Source organism: Chitinophaga rupis (assembly GCF_900109685.1).
Lineage (GTDB): Bacteria > Bacteroidota > Bacteroidia > Chitinophagales > Chitinophagaceae > Chitinophaga > Chitinophaga rupis.
Map to the genome: position 1 here is coordinate 97,837 of NZ_FOBB01000008.1, position 20,835 is coordinate 118,671.

Annotated in this window: 18 protein-coding genes; 14 read left to right on the forward strand and 4 right to left on the reverse strand. The window is 48.1% G+C overall.

Going from position 1 to position 20,835, the window contains the following annotated elements:
- Window positions 1–59: 59 nt before the first annotated feature.
- Both BMZ54_RS25125 and BMZ54_RS25130 read left to right on the forward strand, forming a co-directional pair.
- Entirely contained in the window at window positions 60–650 is a 591-nt protein-coding gene (locus BMZ54_RS25125; protein ID WP_089918668.1) for a peroxiredoxin family protein, read from the forward strand.
- A gap of 282 nt (window positions 651–932) precedes the next feature.
- Entirely contained in the window at window positions 933–1,979 is a 1,047-nt protein-coding gene (locus BMZ54_RS25130; protein ID WP_238386689.1) for a proline iminopeptidase-family hydrolase, read from the forward strand.
- Window positions 1,980–2,104: 125 nt separating this feature from the next.
- On the opposite strand, the gene BMZ54_RS25135 is transcribed toward BMZ54_RS25130, so the two are convergent.
- On the reverse strand, window positions 2,105–2,572 hold the full coding sequence (locus tag BMZ54_RS25135) for a GNAT family N-acetyltransferase (RefSeq protein WP_089918669.1): 468 nt from the start codon (window positions 2,570–2,572) through the stop codon (window positions 2,105–2,107).
- 174 nt (window positions 2,573–2,746) lie between these two features.
- Between BMZ54_RS25135 and BMZ54_RS25140 the strand changes: the two genes are divergently transcribed.
- The 8 genes from BMZ54_RS25140 to BMZ54_RS25175 all read left to right on the forward strand — a co-directional run bounded on the left by BMZ54_RS25140 (window position 2,747) and on the right by BMZ54_RS25175 (window position 13,798).
- Window positions 2,747–3,292: an RNA polymerase sigma factor gene (locus BMZ54_RS25140; RefSeq protein WP_089918671.1), complete on the forward strand. Its 546-nt coding sequence runs from the start codon at window positions 2,747–2,749 to the stop codon at window positions 3,290–3,292.
- A gap of 127 nt (window positions 3,293–3,419) precedes the next feature.
- A complete protein-coding gene (locus tag BMZ54_RS25145; RefSeq protein ID WP_089918672.1) occupies window positions 3,420–4,451 on the forward strand; it encodes a FecR family protein in 1,032 nt (343 codons plus the stop codon).
- 35 nt (window positions 4,452–4,486) lie between these two features.
- A complete protein-coding gene (locus tag BMZ54_RS25150; RefSeq protein ID WP_089918674.1) occupies window positions 4,487–8,041 on the forward strand; it encodes a SusC/RagA family TonB-linked outer membrane protein in 3,555 nt (1,184 codons plus the stop codon).
- Between the two features lie 231 nt (window positions 8,042–8,272).
- Window positions 8,273–9,631 (forward strand): RagB/SusD family nutrient uptake outer membrane protein, encoded by a 1,359-nt coding sequence (locus BMZ54_RS25155; protein ID WP_089918676.1) that lies wholly within the window; start codon window positions 8,273–8,275, stop codon window positions 9,629–9,631.
- Between the two features lie 36 nt (window positions 9,632–9,667).
- Window positions 9,668–11,650: a TlpA family protein disulfide reductase gene (locus BMZ54_RS25160; RefSeq protein WP_089918678.1), complete on the forward strand. Its 1,983-nt coding sequence runs from the start codon at window positions 9,668–9,670 to the stop codon at window positions 11,648–11,650.
- Window positions 11,647–12,720, forward strand: a complete 1,074-nt coding sequence (locus tag BMZ54_RS25165; RefSeq protein ID WP_089918680.1) for an alpha/beta hydrolase family protein — start codon at window positions 11,647–11,649, stop codon at window positions 12,718–12,720. The genes BMZ54_RS25160 and BMZ54_RS25165 overlap by 4 nt, the downstream gene beginning before the upstream one ends.
- Window positions 12,721–12,916: 196 nt before the next feature.
- Complete coding sequence (locus tag BMZ54_RS25170; protein WP_162277663.1) at window positions 12,917–13,312, forward strand: response regulator; 396 nt, start codon at window positions 12,917–12,919, stop codon at window positions 13,310–13,312.
- 81 nt (window positions 13,313–13,393) lie between these two features.
- Window positions 13,394–13,798 carry a response regulator gene (locus BMZ54_RS25175; RefSeq protein ID WP_089918683.1) on the forward strand — a complete coding sequence of 135 codons (405 nt, stop codon included), beginning with the start codon at window positions 13,394–13,396 and terminating at the stop codon, window positions 13,796–13,798.
- Window positions 13,799–13,817: 19 nt separating this feature from the next.
- Here the strand turns inward: BMZ54_RS25175 and uvrA are convergent, their stop codons facing one another.
- A complete protein-coding gene (gene uvrA, locus BMZ54_RS25180) occupies window positions 13,818–16,343 on the reverse strand; it encodes an excinuclease ABC subunit UvrA (RefSeq protein ID WP_238386690.1) in 2,526 nt (841 codons plus the stop codon).
- Between the two features lie 136 nt (window positions 16,344–16,479).
- Here uvrA and BMZ54_RS25185 point away from each other — a divergent pair, with 136 nt between their 5' ends.
- Window positions 16,480–17,334, forward strand: a complete 855-nt coding sequence (locus BMZ54_RS25185; protein WP_089918688.1) for an AraC family transcriptional regulator — start codon at window positions 16,480–16,482, stop codon at window positions 17,332–17,334.
- A 131-nt stretch (window positions 17,335–17,465) separates the two neighbouring features.
- The gene (locus BMZ54_RS25190; RefSeq protein ID WP_089918691.1) at window positions 17,466–18,245 is read left to right on the forward strand and encodes an alpha/beta hydrolase; all 780 of its coding nucleotides are present in this window, start codon (window positions 17,466–17,468) and stop codon (window positions 18,243–18,245) included.
- Between the two features lie 78 nt (window positions 18,246–18,323).
- Here BMZ54_RS25190 and msrA read toward each other — a convergent pair whose 3' ends face one another.
- A complete protein-coding gene (msrA, locus tag BMZ54_RS25195; RefSeq protein ID WP_089918693.1) occupies window positions 18,324–18,815 on the reverse strand; it encodes a peptide-methionine (S)-S-oxide reductase MsrA in 492 nt (163 codons plus the stop codon).
- 297 nt (window positions 18,816–19,112) lie between these two features.
- Between msrA and BMZ54_RS25200 the strand changes: the two genes are divergently transcribed.
- Window positions 19,113–19,565, forward strand: coding sequence for a ferritin-like domain-containing protein (locus BMZ54_RS25200; protein WP_089918695.1), 453 nt, complete (start codon window positions 19,113–19,115; stop codon window positions 19,563–19,565).
- Window positions 19,566–19,595: 30 nt separating this feature from the next.
- Here the strand turns inward: BMZ54_RS25200 and BMZ54_RS25205 are convergent, their stop codons facing one another.
- The gene (locus BMZ54_RS25205; protein ID WP_089918697.1) at window positions 19,596–19,955 is read right to left on the reverse strand and encodes a winged helix-turn-helix transcriptional regulator; all 360 of its coding nucleotides are present in this window, start codon (window positions 19,953–19,955) and stop codon (window positions 19,596–19,598) included.
- A gap of 108 nt (window positions 19,956–20,063) precedes the next feature.
- Here BMZ54_RS25205 and BMZ54_RS25210 point away from each other — a divergent pair, with 108 nt between their 5' ends.
- Window positions 20,064–20,816 (forward strand): SDR family NAD(P)-dependent oxidoreductase, encoded by a 753-nt coding sequence (locus tag BMZ54_RS25210; RefSeq protein WP_089918700.1) that lies wholly within the window; start codon window positions 20,064–20,066, stop codon window positions 20,814–20,816.
- The last annotated feature ends 19 nt before the right edge of the window (window positions 20,817–20,835 follow it).

The window sequence follows — 20,835 nt, forward strand, 5'->3', positions numbered from 1 at the left end:
GGTTATTTGCGGATAATTGATATCTTTGTGTATCAAACCAACTCTCCTTATTATTAAGTATGAAAAAAGCATTTAGGAATATCCTGCAAACCCTGTTGGTAGTAAGCATATCAGCTGTTTGGGGTAACCATTTAAAAGCGCAGTCAGCTAATCATGACCTGGGCAAACAGGCCGCTGACCCTAATGCCATCGACCGTGGCTACCTGGTTAAAGTAGGGGAGCAGGCCCCGGACGATTTTGAGCTGCTGCTGCAGGATGGTAGTAAAACCTCCCTGAAGCAGCTCCGGGGAAAAATCGTGGTATTACAGTTCACCGCCAGCTGGTGCAGTGTATGCCGTAAGGAAATGCCGCACCTGGAAAGCGATGTGTGGAAAGCTTACCAGGATAAGAATGTGGTCCTGATCGGGGTTGACCGCGATGAGCCGCTGGAAAAAGTACAGCAATTCCACCAGGATATGAAGATCACTTATCCGCTGGCCCTGGATCCGGGCGCTGATATCTTTGGCCGCTTTGCAGTGAAAAAGAGCGGGGTTACCCGTAACGTAGTAATAGACCCTAACGGCAAAATAGTTTTTCTTACCCGCTTATATGATCCGAATGAATTTAGTGAAATGGTGAAAGTAATTGATGGATTGGCAAAGCGATCGTAAAAAAAGAAAAATGTAAACCGACGACGGAGGTTCATAGAGGCTATTTTAAAGACTTTATGACGGGATAAATGTAAGATTAAATGCCGCGAACGCAGGATCTGCCTGTTTTCGCGGCATTTGGCTTTTTAATTTTTACTTTTTTACTTTTTACTTTAAGCAGGGCTACAGTACTGTAATATACTTGTCTTAAATTTGATGCAGGGAACGTTTTTATATGTAGCAGCAACGTATTGTGGTGCAATTAGTACTAATTTCGTAAACCAATTCTATCAATCGTTTATTATGCTAAAGAGTTACAACATTATCCTGCTTTTGCAAGCCATGCTGGTAATGGCGGCCTGCAATGAAACCCCGGCCACAGGCGGGGATCATACTGCTTATTTTACACCCGTGGATAGCGGCGTGCAAACCGGTGGCGTAAAGGTCATCCCCATCAGTACCCCAAAAGGAACGTTTAACATCTGGACCAAGCGTACCGGCAACAATCCCAAAATAAAGGTATTGCTTATAACAGGTGGCCCTGGCGCTACCCATGAATATGCGGAGGCATTTGACAGCTTTTTCCCGCAGGAGGAAATAGAATACATTTATTATGACCAGCTGGGATGTGGCAATTCTGATAATCCCAAGGATACTGCCTTGTATGATCTGAACCGCAGCGTGGAGGAGGTAGAGCAGGTGCGCAAAGCGCTGAACCTTACGAATGAAAATTTTTACATCTGGGGCCATTCCTGGGGCGGCGTAGTAGCCATGGAATATGCGCTTAAATACCAGCAAAACCTGAAAGCCCTGATCATTTCTGATATGATGGCCAGCGCAAAGGATTATAACAATTATGCAGATAATGTACTGGCAAAACAGATAGATCCTAAGATCCTGGATAGCATCCGCGCTATTGAAGCAAAAAATGATTTTGACAATCCCAAATACATGGAGCTGCTGATGCCTAATTTTTATGCAAAGCATATTTGCCGTTTGCCGGAATTTCCGGACCCTGTTTTACGCGCCATGGGTAAAATGAATGAATCGTTTTACAGGACCATGCAGGGCCCCAGCGAATTTGGCTTATCCGGTAAGCTAACAAATTGGGATGTTAAAGAAAAATTATCGCAGATCAAGGTACCTACCTTAAGCATTGGTGCAAAGTATGATACCATGGATCCTGAACATATGAAGTGGATAGCCGGCCAGGTACAGAACGGGAGCTATTTATATTGTCCCAATGGCAGTCATTTGTGTATGTATGATGATCAGGCGGTTTACATGAAAGGGCTGGTGAAGTTTATACTGGCAGTGAATAACGGGGAAAAGAAAGTAGCGCTTAATTAAGGATATAATTCCTGACCTGGTAACAATAAAGCCACGCTGGATTGTAATACGCCCAAAAGGTCAAACACTTTTTTGGGGCATTACGGATAGCGTAGCTTTATTGTTTGTAAGCTCCGGAACTGCAGCTAAGGGGTGGTTCCTTCAGTTAAATTTTTCTCAAAACACACACTATTCTCAACACCCACATACTGCCCAAAATTCGGCACCTGTTTATAACCGTTCTTTTTATAAAGGACAATGGCCTCCGGCTGGTTCTTACCGGTTTCCAGTACACAGGTTGTACTATTAAGCTCTTTACACCAGGTTTCCAATGCATGCAGCATCTTTGAGGCAATGCCCTGCCCGCGTTTATTTAATACAACATACATACGCTTTACTTCCATTACACCCGGTGCATAGGCTCTTAAAGCGCCACAGGCTACAGGTATATCCTGGTCGTAAGCAACTATCACATATTCCAGGTGATCTGTTTTGTTCAATTGTGCCAGGAACAAATGTTCCTCCCCGTCGCGTTCCTTTAATTCCTGGTCCAGGAGGGTTACAAGTGCCTGAAAATTTTCGTTGTCAGAGTTGCTGCGTTGCAGGGTGATCATAGTGCTGACTGTTTTTATTTATCTAAACCTAAAGTTAACTATCCGCTGACCCGGGCATATAGTATATCAGGCTCATTTTCCGGCTAAATTTTAGCAATTGTTGGCCAAACAATTATTTTTTTATTAAGTTTATGCCGGATCTACCAACCGTAATCTGGTATGCGCTAATTGAAAATGGAGGGAAAAGAGCTCATAGATCAGGATGAAAAGTTGCTGCAGGAGCGGTTTACAGCCTATTTCCGCAACTTTGAATGCCCCCTCTACTTTTTTGCGCTGAAGCTAACCCAGTCAGAATTACTTTCCCGCGACATTATACAAGACGTATTTATAAAGCTCTGGACCATCCGCCACCAGTTTGATGATATTAAGAATATGGAGGACTATCTCTATAAAATGGTGCGCAACAAAGTGCTGGATGTGCTGCGCCAGCTGGCCAAAGACCGTAAGCTGCGGGCGGAGTATTTTAATGACCACCAGTGGGAGGAGTCCCGCACCTATGAAACCATTGTGGCAAAGGAATACGCGTTTGCCCTTTCTGAAGCCATTAACCAGCTGCCGCCTCAGCGCCGTATTATTTACCAGCTAAGCCAGGTAGAAGGCCGCAGCCGTAATGAAATTGCCCGCGAGCTGGACATTTCCCCCTCCACCGTAAAGAATCAGCTCACCGCCGCGCTCAGCTATCTCCGTAAAGTGGTGGCCGGGCAAATAAAGCTTTTTTAAATTTTTTTTCTTCCCGATAGGACATCCCCCCTTTTTCAAACGTCACATGTACGTAGAAAATGAAACAGGAAGTAAGACATAAGCAATCTTAACCGCTGACTTCTGATTTCAGAAAAAATTATAAGGCTTGGACAAAGAGCATTTCAAATACCTGTTTAGACTATACGTTTCCGGGAAATGTACCCCCCAGGAAAGGGACGATTTTTTTGACCTGCTGGAAGCGCATAAGGAGGATGAAACCATCATATCCTTAATGGACGGGCTTTACAGCGAGATCAGGATGGAAACGCCCTCTGCCTCTTATGTAAATAACCAGGGCCGTATGGACCTTGCCGGTACTGCACATCAGCGGGAGAAAGTGCTGCCCTTACGCTCCCGGTTTAAAACCTACAGGTGGGCCGCTGCCGCAGCCCTGCTTTTATTGATAACAGCAGGCGGATGGTTGCTTACCCGGCAGCATACGAAGGCGCCCCTGGCAGCCAATACTGCCCCCGGTAAAAGAGTAGGGGTAGTATCAGCTTTTACCAGCATCCGCACCGGCAACCATGAGAAAAAGGTGATTGTGCTCACAGATAGTACCCGTATTGTGCTGAATGGCGCTACAGAGCTGCGTTACCCGGACCATTTTGATCCGGAAAAAAGGGAAGTATACCTGGAAGGGGAAGCATTTTTTGAAGTAGCCAATGCCGCAGCCTGGCCTTTTGTGATCCGCTCCGCGGGCGGTATGTCTACAACGGTATTGGGTACTTCGTTTAATATTAAAGCCTACCCGGATCGCCGCCAGGCCATTGTATCCGTGGTAACAGGTAAGGTAAAGATCACTAAAAACGAAAAAGATATCTCTATACTTACAAAGGGACAGGAGCTGCGCATGACTATGCAAACCGGCGCAGCAGAACAACGTAATACCGGCGCAGCCACCATTGCCGGATGGCAAACAGGCGATATCAGCTTTAACGACGAAACACTGGAGGATATACTGAAGGATCTCCAGATCTTTTACGGGGTGAATATAAGGATCAGCAATACCGGGTTGGCCAACCTGGTTATCACAACAGGATTTAAGAAGAACACATCCATTGAGAATGCGCTGGATGTAGTATGCGAGCTGGCAAATGCCAGGTACACAAAGAACAATGATGGGTACGTAGTTTACTGACCACATACATTTTAATCAACCAACTAAAGTACGAGATGACAAAAAAGATTGTTACTGTGCTAATGGCAGTGTTATGCCTGGGCTATTCCCTTACTTATGCACAACAGAATGAGGCTACGGTTACGCTTCACCTGGATAACACTACGGTTAAAGAAGTGCTGCGGCAAATGCAGCAGCAAACGGGAAAATATTTCGGCTACCAGTCAAAAGACCTGGAAGGCCTTCCCCGCCTGCAGTTTCAGTGTATTAACCAGCCATTGAGCGAAGCGTTAAAACAGCTGCTCAATAACACCGGCCTTACTTTTATTGTAAAGGGTAATAATGTGCTGATAAAAAAAAGTAAGGAAAAGCCGGCCGGTACCCGGCAAATAGAAGTCACGGTCACGAACATAGGCACACGGGCCGTTAACGGCCGTGTGATCAATGCAGAGCAGCAGGGTATACCCGGCGTATCCATCCTGGGCCTGGAATCAAAGAAAATGGCTTTTACCAATGATAACGGTGAATATTTTATACAGATCCCGGAAGATGAAACCATGCTGTCGTTTTCCAGCGTTGGTTTTGAGAACAGGAACGTGATGCTGGATGCAGGTAAAAACTATAATGTAACCTTAAAGGAAAGGGTAGGTACGCTGAAGCAGGTAGAAGTAGTATCCACCGGGTATGTGAACCTGCCCAAAGAGCGCGCCACCGGCTCATTTGGCGTGGTAACCGCTAAAGACCTGGAAAAGATCCCGGTGCCTAATGTGCTCAACCGCCTGGAAGGGCAGGTGCCCGGCGTGCAGCTGAACCTTACAGAATCTGATAACAGTTTTGTATATGGTAACCTGCAGGGCAATGTGGAGGGCAATACAAGCTATACCGTAAGCATCCGCGGCATTTCAAGCATAAGCACTGATGTAAACAGGAAGCCCCTGCTGGTAATAGACGGTTTTCCTACGGAGCAGGATATACGTACTATTAACCCCGCGGATGTGGAGCAGATCACGTTCCTGAAAGATGCCGCTGCAGCCTCTATCTGGGGCGCGCGCGCTTCGGCCGGTGTGATCGTGATCACCACTAAAAAGGGGAAGATGAATGACGGCGCGCCGCACATCTCTTTTTCTGCCGGCGTGGGTTTTAACGGCAAGCCCCGGCTTTCCTCGCTTCCTTTAATGAATGCCACGCAGATGATCGATTATGAGCAGGAGCTGGTAGATAAAAGAATGATCACGGACCCGATGAATACGTATCCTGCCAACCAGCGCGTCATTAGCCAGGCGGTAGACTGGATGTTCCGTTTAAAGCGGGGAGAGGTAAGCCAGGCACAGGAAGATTCCGCCTTTGCCGTTTTAAGAGGCCGCGATTCCAGGCAGCAGGTGAGCAAATATCTGTTACGGCCCGCATCCACCCAGCATTATGACCTGAACATCAACGGAGGCACCGGCCGGCATACCTATTTTGTATCCGGTGCATATGACCGGGAAAATACCAGCGCTAAAAAAACAGCCGGTGAAAGAATGACATTGTCTGTAAACCAGGACTTCAAATTTTTCAGGAATATTACTTTATCCGCTAACCTGCGCGGCAGCTGGTTCCGCTACACATCAGGCGATCCGGGCGCCAGTGTGTACGGACGTTCCACCACTCCGTTAATGCCTTATGACCAGCTGGTAGATGATAACGGTAACAGGGTATCCTATTCACGGGCCTATTACTCCGGCCGGCTTAACCAGCTGGAAGCACAGGGTTATATGCCCTGGCGCATGAACTACCTGGATGAAATGGACATGCTGGATAATACCATTAATGAAAGCAATTACGCCGCCAACCTGGGGCTGAACATACCCATTTATAAAGGGCTGTCCTTTACCGCCCAGTATATGGTGGAGCGTTCCAACTCCGATGGCAAGAATTATCACAGCGACAGCAGCTATTACACCCGCGATATGCTGAATGGCGCTACCTCCATTGGCAGCGATGGTAAGCTGGTGCACGGCATACCAACAGGCGGTATTATGGAAACGTCAGCCTATTCCAAAAATAACTACAGCCTGCGCGGGCAGCTGAACCTTGACCGGAATTTTAATGGTAAGCACCAGGTAAATGCATTGGCAGGTATGGAAGTACGGCAAACCATTGATAACATTAACAACAACCGTTTATATGGGTATAACCCGGAAACGCAGTACAGCCAGCCGGTTGATTATGTTACTCCCTATACAACGGTAGATGGTTACCAGTATACGGCATCCAACGGGCAAAACTATTCATCCAAACGCCGGCGTTACCTTTCTTACCTGGGCAACTTTTCGTATACCTATTTAGGTAAGTACACCTTATCCGGCAGCGCGCGTTATGATGATTATAACAACTTTGGGCTTGATAAAAAATTCCGTGCAAAACCGTTCTGGTCCACAGGTGTAGCCTGGGCATTATCCAAAGAGGATTTTATGCAGGCCGGCACCTGGATCAATAACCTCACCATCCGTGCTACTTATGGCATTAACGGTAATATCAGCACCAATGCTTTGCCGTATGATCAGCTTTATTTAACAAGTAACTACCAGGCTCCCTTTCAAACCTATGCCGGGATCATCTCACCCGCCAATCCCGCCCTGCGCTGGGAGCAAACAGGGGTTTATAACATTGGTGTGGATTATGGCATGTTTGAGAACCGCCTGAACGGCAGCCTGGAATTTTATTACAAGAAAGGCACAGACCTGTTTGCTTTTTTCCCGGTAGATAATACGCTGGGCTTTGATAATCTTACACGCAACACCTCTACCATGAATGGTAAAGGAATAGACCTGGCCTTGGGCGGCTCCCTGATCCGTAAAAAAGATTTTGAATGGTCGGCCAGGCTGGTGTTTTCCTATAACACCAATAAGGTAACAGATGCGCGGTATAACATTACCAACTCACTGCTGCAATCTGCGGGTGTTGGCGGGCCTATTAAGGATCTGCCTACAGATTACCTGATGGCATTCCGCTATGCCGGGCTGGATAAGAACGGCAGCCCGCTGATCATTGGCGGTAAAGGCGATACGCTGAGTATTTACCAGTCGCCCAAAGATATCAGCGATCTTAAAAATGCAGGCCGCCTGGCGCCGCCTTATTTCGGCAGCTTTTCACAAACCATCCGTTACAAAGGCCTTACCCTGTTCGTTATGGCTACCTATAAGCTGGGGTATGTTTTCCAGCGGCCCGTGCCCAGTGAATATCCCGGCAGGTATGGTTTTCTTAACTACGACTATAATAACCTGTTAGCGCAGCGCTGGCGTAAGCCGGGCGATGAGGCATTTACCAATGTGCCGGGGCTGTTGGGTAATGGCATTACCGGGCAGGTGAGGTACGCCAATGCAGATATTAACGTGCTGCCCGGCGATCATATACGGCTGCGGGAAGTATCCCTGAGCTATGAGCTGCCGGCTTCCTTGTACCGCGGTTTGCCTTTTAAGAACATTACGTTTTCGGGAGCTGCCAGGAACCTGGCAATATTATGGGCTAAGAACAGTGACGGCATTGATCCTGATTTTCCGCCAACGCTCAGGAATCTGAAGCTGCCGCCTGCTGCCTCCTATAATTTTTCCCTGAACATTGGTTTCTGATCTTACCACAAAACGCAGTTAAATGAAACCGAGCATGAGACATTTTCTCACACGACCTGTTCCGCTACAGCGGAAAAGGCATGTTAATGCGAGGTTTATCTCGTTCATTATTAAAATTTCTTTTGTCTCGATGCATCTTCGATGTCATCTGACCCGTAAAAGAATCAGATCGACGAAGGAGATCCATTGAGGCAAATAAGAGACAAATAACTACGAAATAAATATTAACAGATGAAACGTAGCAATATATTTTTTCTGATGGTGATGGCCGCCGCCCTGTTCACAGGCTGCAGCAAGTACACTGATATAAAAACCGAAGGGGCGCTTACACCGGGCGATTACATCAACTTCCGTTACCTGATGAATAATACCGATCGGCTGGAACGGTCGGTAGATATGCCGGACATGACCTCCGACGATATACAGTATAAAGACACCGGTATGCAGCAAAGCCTTTCCAATGAATACCGCAATGCCTATATGTGGGCCGCGCAGTATTATGATGCTCTTGCCCCGGACCAGGACTGGCGTGTATTATATGCCGCCAACTATAGCTGTAACCTGGTGATACGCGATGTAATGAGCGGCAACGGCGGTACCGCGCAGCTGAAAAACGAAGTGCTGGCAGAAGCGCGTGTACACCGCGCTTATAACTATTTTATGCTGGTGAACATGTATGGCAAACAATATAATGAAAGCACACAGGCCGCTGACCTGGGCGTGCCCTTAGTATTGCAGCCGGATGTAGCGGAAGTAGCAGTACGCGGTACCGTGAAAGAGGCGTATGATAATATTCTAAAGGACCTGCAGGCAGCCATACCCGCCTTACCGGAAAGTAATACCCATAACATCTATCCATCCAAAGCAGCCGCCTATGCTATGCTGGCAAAGGTGTACCTGCAAATAGGGCGTTATAAGGATGCTGCTTCGTATGCAGACAGTGCACTGACGCTACAGCATACCTTACTGAACCTGCCCACCCTCAGCAGCTACCCGCAGCGTACGGATAATCCCGAGATCATTCTTTCCAAAATTGCCGGCAGCAGCCATGCATATTCCGCGCGGCAGGTATTAAGTGACGAGCTGCTGGCCTTATATGACCCGAAGGATTTCAGGTACAGCTATTTTACCCAGGACTATACACAGGATGGTAAAGTGTACCGGGTATACGCAAAAGAGAATGTAAGCGGCAGTAACCGCAACATTGGCCTTTCTGTTCCGGAAATGCTGCTGATAAAAGCAGAATGCCAGGCCAGGGCCGGAGAGGCCGGCAACGCTATGAACACGGTAAATACACTGCGCGCTGCGCGTTTCAGCGCTGCGGATTACACCCCGCTTAGCGCTACCAGTGCGGATGATGCGCTGGTGAAAGTATTGCAGGAAAGAAGGCGGGAGCTTTGCTTTAGCTGCGTACGCTGGCTTGATCAGAAACGGCTTTTCACAGACAGCCGTTTTGCAAAAAACATTACGCGCACCAACCTGCTTACCGGTGAAACGTTCACCTTAAGCCCCGGCAGCAACCGGTATTTATTTCCAATACCGCAGTACAACATCCAGTTAAATCCATCGCTGGTACAAAACCCGAGATAACAATAATCCAATAGCAAAACATAAAGTGATCCGCAGATGAATAAGTTAAAAATGGCTTTGGCAGCGCCGCTGATATTGCTGGCAAGTGTGGCAGGGGCGCAACAGGCCACGAAGTTTTTCCCGGAAAGGCCCATAGCAGGCGACTCCGTAACCATTTCCTATAACCCGGAACACACCATGCTGAAAGGCCTGGCGCCGGTGAGCGGCGTAGTATGGTTATACCGCCATAATAACTGGGAAACGCATGACCTGGATCTGCAGATGACAGATACCGGCTGGGTAGCAAAATATTTATTGCCGGACAGCGCTGCATTTATGGTGGCTAATTTTATGGCGAATGGCATTACTGACAAAGGCGGAAAACCTACCTATGCCGTTTTGTTATCTGACAGGAACGGCCGGCAAATGCCCACTTCTTATGCTGCCTGGGCATTCCTGCGGCTGGCAATAATGGAAGGCACGGTACCACACGCAGTGGAAGATTCAGCCCGCATTGCAGACGATGTAGGCGTATTCTGGATGAACAACGAGCTAAAATATTACCCCGGCAGCAGGCGGCATATTATGTACGGCGCTATGTCTGTGCTGAAACATAGCGGAGCGCCCCGGGCAAATACCGTTATCCTGCGGGAGATCGATTTCATCAGCAAATTACCGGATGCCACGGAAGCAGAGCTGATGAATGCCAGCAAAGCTTACAGGAACCTGCTGGGCGACGCACATAAAGCAGATTCTATGGACCAGGTGATCATTAACCGCTTCCCCAACGGTATAACAGCCAGGGATAAAATGATCTACAAAATGTTCCGGGCCGGAGAAAATGAGCGGCTGTCCCTGTGGAATACATTTGTGCAACAGTTCCCGCTGCAAAAATTCATGGATGTGGATACGGAAACAGATGCGATGTACTATGAAAAGGTTTACCGCGGCGTGGTGTACCAGCAGGTGATGAGGAGTAAGAACCTGGAAATACTGGACCAGATGATGGACCTGGCGCCTTTAATATGCCTCACTGAATTTCACCGCTTACTGATTGTGAATGCACTGGCGCATGATCAAATTAAGCTGGCGGAAGCATTTCCCTATTCAAAAAAGCTGGTGGAGCATATTGAAGCTTATACCACTAACAAGCACGATAGCAACAGCCGTTTTTATTCGCCCCGGCAATGGAAGCAATATGTGCTGAACCTGGCCGTGCCGGCCTTTATGGGACATGCATTCATACTGCACCAGCAGGGGGATGATAAAACCGCGCTGGTATGGATGGAAAAAGTAAAAGACCAGCCCTACGCCAAAACAGCTGATTTTATGAGCCTTTACGCAGTGCTGCTGGATAATAACGGCCGCCAGCCGGAAGCATTACAGGTAGCGGAAAATGCTGCCGGCAGCAATAAAGCTACCCCTGAGATCATAGCCCTGCTGAAAAAACAATACATAAAAGAGCATGGCAATGAAAATGGCTTTGAAGCGCATTTTCAGGGTATGAAGAATGCGGAGCAGCTTTCTGCTGAACAGGAAGCGCTGCGTGCAGAGCTGATCCGCAAGGAAGCCCCTGCCTTTAAGCTGGAACAGCTTTCCGGTGGGATGGCAGATTTGAATAAACAGAAGGGTAAAATAGTAGTGATCGATTTCTGGGCTACCTGGTGCGGCCCTTGTAAAGAAGCAATGGCCGGCATGCAGATGGCCGTTAATAAATACAGCCAGGACAAAAACGTGGATTTCTACTTTATTGCCACGCAGGAAAGCCGGCCCGATTACCGGGAGCAGATCAAAAAATTCCTGCAAACAAAGAACTTTCATATGAATGTGCTGCTGGATGCTAAAAGTCCATCCTCCGGACATTTGGATGATACCTATAACAAATACACCAAAACACTGCAGTTTTCCGGTATTCCCGCCAAAGTGATCATTGACCGGCATGGCATGATCCGTTGGCTGGGTACCGGTTATAAAGGCAGCCCCAGCGCGCTGGCAGACGAGATCTCCTATATTATTGAGCTGTTAAAGAAAGAAGGATGAGCCGGCAGTTTATTTTCAGCTGCCTGTTAAGCATGGCCGCTATACAGTTCTGCCAGGCCCAGGCAGTACCCATCAGCAAGCCGGTGCACTTTAACAATAAAGACAGCATCCGGTTTGGCGGCACGCTGACCCTGCCTGCAGGCCGGCATACCTTTCCGGCCGTGGTGCTGTTGTCCGGTACTGGTAAGCAGGACCGTGACGGTACCATGGCCGGGCATAAAATGTTTAAAACGCTGGCCGATTCCCTGGCTGCATTGGGTGTTGCAGTGCTGCGTACAGACGACCGCGGGGTAGGGGAAACAAACGGTGTGTATGAAACTGCCACTACGAAAGATTTTGCCAATGATGCGCTGGCAGCCGTAGCTTTTTTACGCACCCAACCCGGCGTAGCAGCCATCGGGTTTATAGGGCATAGTGAAGGGGGCGCAGCCGCTATTATTGCTGCAGCAGGTAACAGGGATATAGCTTTTGTAATAACGCTGGCAGGGCTGGCCACCAGGGGCCTGGATGCATTAAAGCTGCAGAACCGCGCCATTATTAACGCCGCGCCTATTTCAGACTATGATAAGAACCGGCATAACACCATTACTACCCTGATGTTTGATACCGCTTACCGTTACGCCTATACGCCCCTGATGGAGGCCAGGCTCCGCGCTGCCTATGCCGCCTGGAAACATGCGGATGACAGCGCCTATGCAAAGGATAAGCCGGGTGAGTTTGATCATATGCGCTTCTTTGCAGACTCTTACATACGGCAGGCTACCGGCCCCTGGTACCAGTACCATCTCCGGTATGATCCGGCACCTTTCCTGCAGCAGATCAAAGTACCTTTCCTGGCGCTGAATGGCGATAAGGACATGATGGTGCCCTATAAAGAAAACCTGGACATGATTAAAAATACCCTGCAGCAAAGCGGTAATAACCAGGTAACGGTAAAGGTAATACCAGGGCTGAACCACCTGTTCCTGCATTGTAATACCTGCACCAATGAAGAGATCTCTCAGCTGAAAGGCGATTTTGCGCCCGAAGCCTGGCAGGAAATAAAGCACTGGCTGCAGCCGTTCCTGTAACTTTTTTTAGGTTGATAATTGACTATCCGATCAAAAACCAACACGGATGAAGGCCCTGCTGAGAGGCAGGGTCAAGGTTGACAAAAATTGGGCTGCCCTTTACAGGGCGGCCCTTGATTTTTTTAGGACATTCCCGGGTCTGATATCTATCTTATTAATAAAAATATTGCTATTTTTACTGTACATATCCAATACCATGAGTAAGAATAGAACGGTGTTCCTGGTAGATGATGATACTGATGACCAGGATTTTTTTAAATCCGCTCTCCAAACAATTGATAACTCTGCTTTCCTGCTCTCCGCTTTTAACGGTGAACATGCGCTGGAATTGATAAATGGTGGAAATGTTGATCCGGATATCGTTTTCCTGGATCTGAATATGCCCCGCATGAACGGCGCCGAGTTATTAGTTGAGTTACGCAGAATGGAAAGCTTTGATCTGATACCCATTATCCTGTATTCCACCTCTTCAGAAAGATCCGCTATCATCGAGTGCATGCAATTGGGAGCCAATGATTATTTGGTGAAGCCCAATAAATTTGAAACATTGATCGTTGAGATAAGAACGGTAATGGATAAGTACTTAAAATAACGGTCACATTTTTGTGGTAAGTAACAGCGGGAAGGTGGAACAGGTGAAAACTAATTATAGGCAAAATATTTTACAAGTCATATGAGCAAGGGTGTTACGATTTTTTTGGTAGATGATGACGCTGAGGACCGGAGAGTATTTAAAGATGCGCTCGAAGAAGTGACCAGCACTGTTCAGCTTCTGTCTGCATATGACGGCGAGCATGCGCTGGAATTAATGAACGACCGGAAATTCAGTAACCCGGATATTATTTTCATGGATCTGAACATGCCCAGGATGAATGGCATGGAATTACTGGCCGAGCTCCGGCAAAGAAGGAATTTAACCGATGTGCCCATCATAGTGTTCTCCACCTCTGCCATGTTAACCTTTATTCAGCAATGCATGCAATTAGGTGCGGATGATTACCTGATCAAACCGGAAAGTTTTGCAATGCTGGTGAGCGGCATCCGGCAAAAGCTGGAAAAACATACCAGTGCCGCTTAAGGCAGCTGTCTTAGCCTGACTATTTGTTGCTTCCGTTATTAAGATATTTTGCCAGGAAAGGCGCCGTACGGCTGTGCTTATTTTCTGCAATATCAGCTACAGGGCCCGCAGCCACCACTTTACCGCCTTCATCGCCCGCACCGGGACCAATATCCACAATCCAGTCGCTGTTAGCAATTACATGCATATCATGTTCAACCGTAATAACCGTGTTACCCTGGTCTACCAGCAAATTAAGCTGGTCCATCAGTTTTTCAACGTCTGATGGGTGCAGGCCGGTGGTAGGTTCATCCAGTATATATAGTGAGTTGCCGTGCTGTGTTCTTTGCAGTTCCGTGGCCAGCTTAATACGTTGCGCCTCGCCGCCGGAAAGTTCTGTTGCAGGCTGTCCCAGCCGCAGGTAGCCGAGGCCCACCTGCTGTACGGTTTCCAGCGGTCTTTTTATTTGCGGTTCATCTATGAAAAAAAGAAAAGCATCATCTACCGTCATTTCCAGTACTTCCGCAATGTTTTTATCGTTGTACTTAATTTCAAGCGTTTTACTATTATACCGGGTACCCTGGCAGGTGGGGCAGGGTGCATACACACTGGGTAAGAATAACAGCTCTACCATCACAAAGCCTTCTCCTTCACAGTGGCTGCAGCGCCCTTTTGCAACATTAAAGGAAAAGCGGCCTGCATCATAATGCCGGGCTTTCGCCATTTTGGTGGCTGCAAACAGCTTCCTGATGGGATCAAATAACCCGGTATAGGTGGCCAGGTTGGACCTGGGTGTACGGCCTATCGGTTTTTGATCTACCACTATCAAACGTTTAACAGCATCCATACCTGCTGTAATACGGCCTTCCAGCGGTAAAACCTGCTGTTCCGGCATTTCTGTTTCTTCATAGGCTGCCGGTACTGCCTGTCCCAGCTGGGTGGCCACCAGCTCTACCAGCACCTGGCTTACCAGGGTGCTTTTCCCTGATCCGGATACGCCGGTAACGCTGGTAAAAACGCCCAATGGAAAGGCAGCGTTGAAATTATGCAGGTTATTCCGCGTAACGCCTTCCAGCCGCAGCCAGCCTTTGGGCGTCCTTGCTGTACGGGCTTTGTGCGGCTGTGTATTCAGATAGCGTTTGGTAACAGATGCGGGTACACGCATTAACCCCTCCGGCGGACCGCTATATAATATTTCACCGCCCTTTTCACCGGCAGCAGGTCCTACATCAACAATCCAGTCGGCGTGCCGGATCACATCCACCTCATGCTCTACTACAAAAAGGGAGTTGCCGGCTGCTTTAAGGCCGTCCAGCGCCCGTAGCAGGGCTTGTGTATCAGCGGGGTGAAGCCCGGCTGAAGGCTCGTCGAGCACATACACCACGCCAAACAGGTTGGAATGGATCTGCGTTGCCAGCCTTAGTCTTTGTAATTCACCGGGTGAAAGGGTGGGGGTGCTTCGCTCCAGGGTCAGGTAGCCCAGGCCAAGGTCTATCAGCACATCCAGCCTTTTGACCATATCTTCCGCTATCCGTTGTGTAACCAGGTTCTTTTCAGGGTGCCCTGCATTTTTATGGCCGGCAGCAGGGGCGCCTGCTGCATAGGGCTCAAAGATGTGTTTTAAGCGCAGCAGCGGTATGCCGGACATCTCGGCAATATCCAGCTTTGCAAATTTTACGGCAAGGGAGGCCGGGCGTACACGCTTGCCATGGCATACCGGGCATTCAGCGCTGAGCATGAACTGGGATACCCGCTTTTTCATCAGCTGGCTTTGCGAGTTGGCAAAGGTCTGCATCACGTAACGTTTGGCGCTGGTAAAGGTGCCCATATAGCTGGGCTCCAGCTTTCTCCTGAGTGCATCCCGTACTTCTGCAGCCGTAAAGGCTGAATATACCGGTACCACGGGCTGCTCCTCTGTGAAAAGGATCCAGTCCCGCTGTTTTTTAGGCAGGTCTTTCCAGGGGGTGTCTACATCATAACCCAGCGTCATGAGGATCTCCCGCAGGTTCTGCCCCTGCCAGGCAGTAGGCCATGCCGCTACAGCGCGTTCGCGGATGGTGAGGGTATCATCCGGCACCATGGATTTTTCCGTTACCTCGTACACACGCCCAAGGCCGTGGCAATGCGGGCAGGCGCCTTCCGGTGTGTTGGGTGAAAAGCCCTCTGCATAAATGATGGATTGCCCTTTGGGATAATCACCTGCCCGGGAATACAGCATCCGCAGCAGGTTGGATAAGGTGGTTACGCTGCCCACAAATGAGCGGGTGCTGGCTGCGCCCCGCTGCTGTTGTAAGGCAATGGCGGGCGGCAGCCCTTCTATAGCATCTGCTTCAGGCACCGACATCTGGTTAAAAAGCCTTCTTGCATAAGGCGAAACAGATTCCAGGTACCTGCGCTGCGCTTCGGCATACAGGGTGCCAAATGCCAGTGATGACTTACCGGATCCGGAAACGCCGGTGAATACAACAAAGGCATCGCGCGGTATTTCCAGGTCTATATTCTTCAGGTTATGTTCCCGGGCTCCGCGTACTTTTACGAAGCCGCTAAAATTCTTAGGTTGTGACATTTGCATCCTTTCTCACGGTGATAGCAACAAATGTGCACCTTTTTTAATTACGAATGGATGTATAACCGCAGTGATCTCCTGCCAGATTTATTTTTAAGGATGGATGGAAATAGTATTTTGAGCTGAATTACCCCTTATGCCCAAAGATAAATATATGATCCCCACTATTGCAACCGATGAGGTCAAACATCATGGCTTGCAGCTTGTCAGCTTTTCACAGATCATTAAAACAGCGGCTACCGAGGTCCCCCACCGCGATGAGAACTATATTTTTATTTTCCAGGAAAAAGGAAAGCTGAACCTGGAGCTGGACTTCAGGAAGGTAATGCTTAAAGGCAGTACGGTGTATTTCATTCTGCCAGGGCAGATCCATCATTTTTCAGCGACTAATGACAGCGTATGGATGCTAACGGTAGAACCCTCCCTGGTGCAGCAAACCTATAAATCGATCCTGGATCAGTACTTCCTGCTGCACGAGCCGGCAGCTGTTTCAGAACAAAAGAAAAAGAAGCTCACCGGCTGTTTAACCTTCCTTGCTGATGAGGTGAAGGCCACCGGGGCCGATGCATGCCAGCAGCACATAAAACGCGGGCTGGTGGATGTTATAATAGGAACCATCACACGGGAATATGCCAATGGAGAAACGGGTAAAGGGCAAAAGGAATCCCGGAGCACTACCATCACCAGGCAGTTTAAAGCCCTGTTATTCCAGCATTATAAGGTTAAAAAGAGACCTTCTGACTATGCCGGTGTTTTAAAGATCTCTACCCCTTACTTAAATGAAGCTGTTAAAGACTTTACCGGTTTTACAGTAAGCTACTGGATCCAAAAAATGATCATCATGGAAGCCAAGCGCCTGCTGTATTATACGGATCTTACCATTAAAGAGATAGCCGGAGAGCTGGGATATGATGATCATGCTTATTTCTCACGGCTTTTTACTATATCGGAAAAGATCTCTCCACTGGGATACAGAAAGCGAAGCCGCTAAAAATCCAAATCTTACCTGCTTTTCTGCATTGCCTTGTACCAGCCGGTGCCGTTACTTTGCAGTGCCGGTAATCCCCATGCATGGTATTTACTAAGCCGGCTATTTCAAACAATTAAACTCCTACAGACACAATGGCAAACTTAATACATAAGTTAAAGGGCGCCCTATGCGCCACACTGATCGCCTTAGCAGGCATAATGGGCTTTGCTGCAAAAAGTAACGCTCAACAGGTGAAAAATGTAGTACTGGTACATGGCGCTTTTGCAGATGGATCCGGGTGGAAGGCGCTTTATGAGATACTTACAAAAAAAGGATACAATGTAACCGTTGTTCAAAATCCTTTAAGCTCCCTGGAAGATGATGTAGCCGCCACAAAGGTTGTGCTTGATAAACAGGATGGCCCCACTATACTGGTAGGTCATTCATGGGGCGGCGCCGTGATCACGCAAGCAGGCAACCATCCCAACGTAGCTGCATTGGTATATGTAGCTGCTTTCCAGCCGGACAATGGCGAATCAGCGCTGCAATGGATCCAAACCGCGCCCCCGGCTCCTGAGAATGGCATACAGCCGCCGGATGATAAAGGAATTGTATACTACGACAAGGCTAAATTTCATGGAGGTTTCTGCGCAGATATTCCCAAGGCACAAGCGGATTTTATGTATGCCTCACAGGGTGCTTTTTATGCCAAAGGATTTGCAACCCCTGTTACCCAGGCGGCCTGGCATAACAAGCCCGCTTATGGGATAGTAGCCACGGAAGATAAAAGCATTGCGCCGGAAATAGAGCGCAAAATGTACCAAAGGTCCAACACTAAAATAACCGAATTGAAAGGCAGCCACGTGATCTTTATGTCGCAGCCTGAAGCTGTAGCAAAAGTTATTATAGCAGCGGCAACTGCTGTGAAGTAAAATAGTATTCGTATCCATAAAAAAGATCCGCATGCATTTTTGCGTGCGGATCTTTTTGCGTTGAGCAGATGCCTGTAATTACTTTAATTTCCAGTCAGGCCTTATAAAGTGGCAGGTATATCCATACGGATTTTTTTGCAGGTAGTCCTGGTGCTCTTCTTCTGCATTCCAGAAATCGGAGGCCGGCACTACTTCCGTAACAATAGGCCCGGGCCACTTTTTGGAAGCATTCATTTCTGCAATTAATGTGTTGGCAGTTTCTTTTTGCGCCTCACTTAAATAAAAAATAGCGGAGCGGTAAGAGGTACCCCTGTCATTCCCCTGCCTGTTAAGCGTGGTTGGATCGTGGATCTGGAAGAAAAATTCAAGCAGGGTACGGTATGATAATATTTCCGGGTCAAAGACAATTTCAATTGCTTCCGCATGTGTGCCGTGGTTGCGGTAAGTAGCATTCGGTACATCTCCACCCGTATAACCAACAACCGTGGAAGCTACGCCGGGAAGGTTGCGGATCAGCTCTTCCACGCCCCAGAAACAGCCACCGGCCAGTATCGCCTTTTCAGTGCTCATAGATCTTTTCTTTTAGATAAAAATAAATATTCGCGGCTACATTGTGCGATCTATTTTTTGCAGGTGGGCTTCATCCCCTAAACGCCATCATTACCCGGTATTGGAAAGGCGCAACCGGGTTGAGTGTTGAGAATATTCTACTAATTGTGCGTTATTCCATACGCTGAAAATTCTGAGATAGCTATGGTTATTCCGTTTTCTATAGGAGGCCGTTTCACGCCTCTGTCCGCTGTTTCAATGTGGCATATTAGTTGAAATACTACCCTAAACTATTATTAACCTTAAACTATTAATATCATGTACACAACAGAAAAATCAGTAGATGTATTAAATGACCTGATTGAACTGAATAATGACCGCGTAGCTGGTTTTGAAAAGGTAATTGCAGATATAAAACCTGAAAATATAGACCTGAAAACATTGTTCCAGGAATATGCTGCACAAAGCCGTCAGTTCAGCCAGGAATTAACCGCAGTAGTAGCCCGTTATTCAGATGATGTTGAAACCGGTACCAGCGCCAGCGGTACATTACACCGCGCCTGGATAGATGTTAAGTCATTATTTGGCGGCAGTGACCGGGCCAGCATACTGGCTGAAGCAGAAAGGGGTGAAGATGCAATAAAGAAAGCCTATAAAGATGTGCTGGCTGAAGATGAATTACCAGCTGAAGCACTGCAAACAGTATCCATGCAGGCTCAAAAAATTCAGGCTGCACATGACCGGATCAAAGCGTTGAGAGACGCATCATAATTTTTGATCTTTAAAGCAAAAGAGGGCGTCTCAAAGAGATGCCCTCTTTCGTTGTTTGCCGCCCCAGCTGCTCAGCTGGTTTAAAATAGGCCATAGTTCCAGGGCCATCTCAGTAAGCTCATATTCTACTCTTGGGGGAATTTCAGCATAAACGGTGCGCTTAACCAGGCCATCCTGCTCTAAAGCCCGCAATTGTAAGCTGAGCATGCGTTCTGTAATAAAGGAAAATTCTTTTTTAAGCTCAGTGAACCGCAGCTTTTTGTTGTTCAGCATACTGAGGATCTGTAGCTTCCATCTTCCACCGATCTTATTAATAGCATAGCTAAGATCACATTCACTAAGGGAAATTTCATTACGCGTATAAGTGGAGTTTTGCTTTCTGGCTGCCATTACTTACAATTTTGTAGGTACCATACAATTGATTGTACCACCGCAAAATTAGGGCACTACCTGCTACTTTTGGAAAGAAATTTTCAAAACCAAATCAGGAGAAAGATCATGGATCTGTATTTAAAAGGAAAAACAGCGGTGGTAACGGGCGCCAGCCAGGGAATGGGCCGGGCCATTGCAAAAGAGCTGGCAATGGAAGGCGTAAAAGTGCTGGCCACCGCAAGAAAAGAAGATTTGCTGAACAGCCTCAAAGAAGAAATTGCAGCAGCAGGCGGCGTAGCCCCGCTAACATTTGTACAGGATTTTGTTGCAGCGGACGGGCCGCAAAAGATTGCAGCAGCAGCCCTGTCAGGCCTGGGACAGGTAGATATTCTTATTAACAACGCAGGCCGCAGCCGTCCATTGGAGATCATAGGAGCGGAAGAAGAATGGGCGGCAGCTATGACGCTGGACTTTGACCGTCACCGGCAATTAACACAGCAGCTTTTGCCCCATTTTATAGCGCGTAAGCAAGGCGCTATCCTGAACATATCCAGTACGTATGAGCTACGGGAGGTAAATGCTTCCGCTGTTGCCAAAGCAAGCATCGTGGTGTGGTCCAAACAGCTTTCCATGCAGCTGGGGCAGCACGGCATCAGGATCAACTGCCTGCAACCGGGCCTTATCGACACGGACAATATCCGCCCTTTTTTCCCGGGCAATGAACGCAGGGAATTTGCCGGGCGTGAAATTGCGCTGGGCGATTTCGGTGAGCCGCAGGATATAGCCAATATGGCTGTTTTCCTGGTATCGCCGCGTGCACAGTATATTACCGGCGCCGTGGCCGTGGTAGATGGCGGCATGCGCCGGTACCCGTTCTGATCTTTGTGCACCAGGCTCC

What these genes read in the sequence shown, in the direction of transcription:
- BMZ54_RS25125 (WP_089918668.1), top strand. Translation starts at nt 60, where the DNA reads ATGAAAAAAGCATTTAGGAATATCCTGCAAACCCTGTTGGTAGTAAGC.
- BMZ54_RS25130 (WP_238386689.1), top strand. Translation starts at nt 933, where the DNA reads ATGCTAAAGAGTTACAACATTATCCTGCTTTTGCAAGCCATGCTGGTA.
- BMZ54_RS25135 (WP_089918669.1), bottom strand. Translation starts at nt 2,572, where the DNA reads ATGATCACCCTGCAACGCAGCAACTCTGACAACGAAAATTTTCAGGCA.
- BMZ54_RS25140 (WP_089918671.1), top strand. Translation starts at nt 2,747, where the DNA reads ATGGAGGGAAAAGAGCTCATAGATCAGGATGAAAAGTTGCTGCAGGAG.
- BMZ54_RS25150 (WP_089918674.1), top strand. Translation starts at nt 4,487, where the DNA reads ATGACAAAAAAGATTGTTACTGTGCTAATGGCAGTGTTATGCCTGGGC.
- BMZ54_RS25155 (WP_089918676.1), top strand. Translation starts at nt 8,273, where the DNA reads ATGAAACGTAGCAATATATTTTTTCTGATGGTGATGGCCGCCGCCCTG.
- BMZ54_RS25160 (WP_089918678.1), top strand. Translation starts at nt 9,668, where the DNA reads ATGAATAAGTTAAAAATGGCTTTGGCAGCGCCGCTGATATTGCTGGCA.
- BMZ54_RS25165 (WP_089918680.1), top strand. Translation starts at nt 11,647, where the DNA reads ATGAGCCGGCAGTTTATTTTCAGCTGCCTGTTAAGCATGGCCGCTATA.
- BMZ54_RS25170 (WP_162277663.1), top strand. Translation starts at nt 12,917, where the DNA reads ATGAGTAAGAATAGAACGGTGTTCCTGGTAGATGATGATACTGATGAC.
- BMZ54_RS25175 (WP_089918683.1), top strand. Translation starts at nt 13,394, where the DNA reads ATGAGCAAGGGTGTTACGATTTTTTTGGTAGATGATGACGCTGAGGAC.
- uvrA (WP_238386690.1), bottom strand. Translation starts at nt 16,343, where the DNA reads ATGTCACAACCTAAGAATTTTAGCGGCTTCGTAAAAGTACGCGGAGCC.
- BMZ54_RS25185 (WP_089918688.1), top strand. Translation starts at nt 16,480, where the DNA reads ATGCCCAAAGATAAATATATGATCCCCACTATTGCAACCGATGAGGTC.
- BMZ54_RS25190 (WP_089918691.1), top strand. Translation starts at nt 17,466, where the DNA reads ATGGCAAACTTAATACATAAGTTAAAGGGCGCCCTATGCGCCACACTG.
- msrA (WP_089918693.1), bottom strand. Translation starts at nt 18,815, where the DNA reads ATGAGCACTGAAAAGGCGATACTGGCCGGTGGCTGTTTCTGGGGCGTG.
- BMZ54_RS25200 (WP_089918695.1), top strand. Translation starts at nt 19,113, where the DNA reads ATGTACACAACAGAAAAATCAGTAGATGTATTAAATGACCTGATTGAA.
- BMZ54_RS25205 (WP_089918697.1), bottom strand. Translation starts at nt 19,955, where the DNA reads ATGGCAGCCAGAAAGCAAAACTCCACTTATACGCGTAATGAAATTTCC.
- BMZ54_RS25210 (WP_089918700.1), top strand. Translation starts at nt 20,064, where the DNA reads ATGGATCTGTATTTAAAAGGAAAAACAGCGGTGGTAACGGGCGCCAGC.